This window comes from Frankia sp. CcWB2 (assembly GCF_977927585.1).
Genome location: NZ_CDWRCM010000031.1, coordinates 1 through 3,995 on the forward strand (window position 1 = coordinate 1; position 3,995 = coordinate 3,995).

Here is a 3,995-nt window from a genome sequence, read left to right on the forward strand (position 1 = left end):
CATGCGGGAAGGATGGCGCGGTTCGGGTCGCCCGGGCCGGTCACCATTCGGACCGGGGCTCCCCGGAGAGTACCCGGCACGACGGGCGGAGGTGCGGCGTGTCGGCCACGCTAGCGCTGGGCCTGCTGCTGCAGGGGCTCGCCTTGGTCGTGGTGGTTCGCGGTCGGGGCCGGCGCGCCGTGTCCAGTCTCGGGCTGATGTTCGTCGGTGCCGCCATCGCCTACCACGGGGTGACGGAGGTCCTGCAGGTCCTGGTGCCGTCCTACAGTGACAACCGGCTGTTGACCACGGAGTCCGACGTCGCGGCCTACACCGTTCTGGTCGGGTTCTCCCTGCTCGCGTTCGCTTCCGGTTATCGCTTCGCGACCCAGCGCACGCCGCCGTCCACCGGTTTCCGCCGGGAGGAAGTCTTGGACTTCTTCGACTGGCGGGTCCTGACTCCGCTGGCCCTGGCTGCGGTGGCCGTGACAGCGGTCGGCAGGAACACCTCGTCCGGCGACGCGGACCCCTCGACAGTCACCGGCAGTCCCTACCTCGTCAGCGGCTTCGCGACGCAGTTCCTGGTCGTCGGCCTCGCCCTGGGAAGCTTCGCCGTGCTCGTGCGGACGAAGGGCCGCGGATTCCTCCCGGTACTCGGCGTCCAGTGCACGTTGCACACACTGGCGGGGCAGCGGCTGCCGGTGGCGATAGCGGCGGGCGCGGTAATCTACCTACTGTCCATCGTCGGGATTCCCATACGCCGACGGCAGCTCGTCTCGGTCGTCGCGCTCGTGGTTCTGGCCTACGTCGTCATCTACGGGGCACGCGCGGACGCGGGCCGGCAGGTATTCGGGTACAGCGTGGGTCCCAAGCAGCGCCTGCAGGCCCTGGCCGCCGGTCTGACCCATCCGGAACGCGGGATAAACCCGAGCGAAGTGGGAGACCTCGGGGTCCGCCTGGACGGGAACTCCTACCCGTCGATAATCCTGCGACGGCTCCGCGACGGTTCTCCGCCCATCGGCCCGGTAACCCTGTGGAACGACGTCAACATCGCCGTCCCGCGTTTTCTCAATCCCGACAAACTGAATTCCGACCTGGAGTCGCGTTCCCTCAAGACGCGCCTGTCCGCCACCTACGGGATCACCAACGCGTTCGACCGCCTGCCCACCCAGCTCGGCGAGCTGCTGCCCATCGGCGGTCCGCCGTGGATGGTGACCCTCGCGGCTCTGGGAGGATTCGTCCTCGCCCGACTGGAGTACGCGCTGCGCGGATGTCGCCATCCAGCGGCTCTCCTGGGCCTGCTGGCGCTGGTGGCCGCGATCCTGCAGTACGAAGGCGGGATCGCGCTCTACGCGATCAACGGCCGCGGCGTCCTAGCCGTCGCGGCCGGACTGTTCGTGTGGCGGAAACGACGGATCTTCCGGCCCGCGACGGTTCGGGGGTCGACCACCCTACCGCCGCTGTGCACCGGCACCCCGGCCACCGTCGCGCGGGCCGGCTCCGACGAGGACGGCACGCCGACCGACCCGTCGCGGCCCGACCCGTCGCCGGGTGACCCGGTACGGACCGAGCCGGCGTCCGCTGGCAGGGACGAGGACGCGGCGCAGGTCACGGCCCGCGGCCACGGCCCGCGCCGCAACCGGTGAGGGGGTGGCGGCGCGGCGGCCGCGGTCTCTCTGACGTTCCGGAGGGCGGTGTCCGGCTTCCCGTCGGTGCGCGAGAGCCGGATCGCGACGCCCGGCGACGCCCGTGCCGGAGCGTCCCCGAGGGGGCTCGCCGCCGACGGCGTCCTGCTAGCGTGCCCGGTTGTGCCCAGCAGCATGCGCCGAGCGTCCGCCGCCCCCGCCGCCGAGCTGCCCGGGAACGTACAGCCGCCCGGGGACGTCCAGCTGCCCGGGGACAACCGGCGGGGGCCGGCGTGACCGTGCACTTCATCGGGGCCGGACCGGGCGCCGCCGACCTCATCACCGTCCGCGGCCGGAACCTGATCGCGTCCTGCCCGGTCTGCCTGTACGCCGGCAGTCTCGTCCCGGTCGAGCTGCTGGCGCACTGCCCGCCCGGGGCCCGTCTCGTCGACACCGCCCGGATGCCGTTGGACGACATCGTCGCGGAGCTGGTCGCGGCCGACGCCGCCGGTCACGACGTCGCCCGCCTGCACTCCGGCGACCCGTCGCTCTACAGCGCCGTCGCCGAGCAGATGCGCCGGCTCGACGCGGCCGGGATCGCCTACGACGTGACGCCGGGTGTCCCTGCCTTCGCCGCGGCAGCGGCGTCGCTGCGCCGGGAGCTGACGGTTCCCGGCGTCGCCCAGAGCGTGGTGCTGACCCGCACGGCCGTGCTGTCCAGTCCCATGCCGCCCGGCGAGGACCTCGCCGCCCTCGGCCGGTCGGGGGCGACCCTCGTGCTGCACCTGGCCGTGCACCGTATCGAGACGCTCGTCGCCGAGCTCGTGCCGAACTACGGTACGGACTGCCCGGCAGCCGTCGTCGCCTGGGCCAGCCGGGCCGACGAGATCGTGCTGCGCGGCACGCTCGCCGACATCGCCGGTCGGGCGCGGGCCGCGGGGCTCACCAGGACGGCCGTGATCATCGTGGGTCGCGCCCTGGCCGCGGAGGGTTTCCGGGACAGCTACCTGTACTCCCGGGAACGCTTCGGACCGGACGGATGCGTGTCGTCCGTTCCCCCGGCCTCCCCGGTTTCCCAGGCAAACGCCGCGCCGCGTGGCCCGGATCCCCTCCCCCGGGCTCGGTGACCGGGCGCCCCCGAGGCTCGGTGACCGGGGCATGCCGTGTGCTGCTGCTCGGCGGAACCGGGGAGGCGCGCCGCCTGGCGACCACGCTCGGCTCCCCGGATCCCGCCGGCACGGAACGCATCGAGATCGTCTACTCGTTGGCCGGTCGGGTCCGCGAGCCTGCGCTGCCACCGTCCTGCCGGATCCGGATCGGCGGCTTCGGCGGGGCGGCGGGCCTGGCCTACTACCTGCGGGCCGAACGGATCGATGCGGTGGTCGACGCGACCCACCCGTTCGCCGCGACGATGACCACGCATGCCGCACAGGCCGCGCACGCCACCGGCGTTCCGCTGCTCGTCCTGCGCCGGCCGAGCTGGCGCGAGCAGCCCGGCGACGACTGGCGCCGGGTCCCGTCGCTGGCCGACGCGGTCGCTCTGCTCGACCGGTTCGTCCCACCCGGGCCGCGCCCGCATTCCGATCCGGCCCCACGGGTGTTCCTGACCACTGGGCGAACCGACCTCGCCCTGTTCGCCGGCCTGCACCGGCCCTGGTTCCTGGCCCGATCGGTCGAACCGCCGACCGGCCCGGTACCGCCACGGCTGACCGTCATCCTCGATCGTGGGCCGTTCGACGTCGCCGGGGAGACCGCCCTGCTGCGCCGGCACCGCGTCGACGTCCTCGTGACCAAGAACAGCGGCGGGACGATGACCGCCGCGAAGCTCGCCGCAGCCCGGGACCTCGGTCTGCCGGTCGTCATGGTCGACCGCCCGCCGCTGCCACCCGGGGTGACCGCGGTCGACGATGTCGACGCCGCCGTGGCCTGGGTCGCACCACCAGGGCCTAGATGACCGGGGCTAGGTGACCGGGTAACGACGTGGGGTGAACACGAGGTCCCGGCCGGGGCCGCGGTGCACCACCCGGGTCGTCGACGAGCCGATGAGCAGCAGGCAGCGCATGTCGACCTCGGCCGGGTCGAACGCGCCGAGGCTCGTCACGGTGATGCTCTCGGCAGGACCGCCGACATCCCGGCCGATGACCACCACCGTGCCCGGGGGGCGGTGTTCGAGCAGCACCTCGTGGGCCCGCTCCAGCTGATGGCGACGGGTGCGGGAAGCCGGGTTGTACAGCGCCAGGACGAAGTCGCCCGCGGCTGCCGCCCGCAGCCGCCGCTCGATGACCTCCCACGGCTTGAGTCGGTCGGACAGCGACAGCACGCAGAAGTCGTGACCGAGTGGCGCCCCGACCCGGCTCGCCACCGCCTGTGCGGCGGTCAGCCCGGGCACGA

5 protein-coding genes are annotated in these 3,995 nt (G+C 73.2%); 4 read left to right on the plus strand and 1 reads right to left on the minus strand.

Annotated features, from left to right (window positions below):
• The first annotated feature begins 98 nt into the window (after window positions 1–98).
• The 4 genes from ACY45C_RS05445 to ACY45C_RS05460 are packed head-to-tail and all read left to right on the plus strand — an operon-like array spanning window position 99 to window position 3,558.
• Window positions 99–1,625, plus strand: a complete 1,527-nt coding sequence (locus ACY45C_RS05445; RefSeq protein WP_462186554.1) for a hypothetical protein — start codon at window positions 99–101, stop codon at window positions 1,623–1,625.
• 48 nt (window positions 1,626–1,673) lie between these two features.
• Window positions 1,674–1,901, plus strand: a complete 228-nt coding sequence (locus ACY45C_RS05450; RefSeq protein WP_462186555.1) for a hypothetical protein — start codon at window positions 1,674–1,676, stop codon at window positions 1,899–1,901.
• The gene (gene cobM, locus ACY45C_RS05455) at window positions 1,898–2,731 is read left to right on the plus strand and encodes a precorrin-4 C(11)-methyltransferase (RefSeq protein ID WP_462186556.1); all 834 of its coding nucleotides are present in this window, start codon (window positions 1,898–1,900) and stop codon (window positions 2,729–2,731) included. Before ACY45C_RS05450 ends, cobM begins: the two co-directional genes overlap by 4 nt.
• Window positions 2,732–2,751: 20 nt before the next feature.
• On the plus strand, window positions 2,752–3,558 hold the full coding sequence (locus ACY45C_RS05460) for a cobalt-precorrin-6A reductase (protein WP_462186557.1): 807 nt from the start codon (window positions 2,752–2,754) through the stop codon (window positions 3,556–3,558).
• 6 nt (window positions 3,559–3,564) lie between these two features.
• Here ACY45C_RS05460 and ACY45C_RS05465 read toward each other — a convergent pair.
• A partial coding sequence (locus ACY45C_RS05465; RefSeq protein ID WP_462186558.1) for an SAM-dependent methyltransferase occupies window positions 3,565–3,995 on the minus strand: 431 nt, incomplete at its 5' end.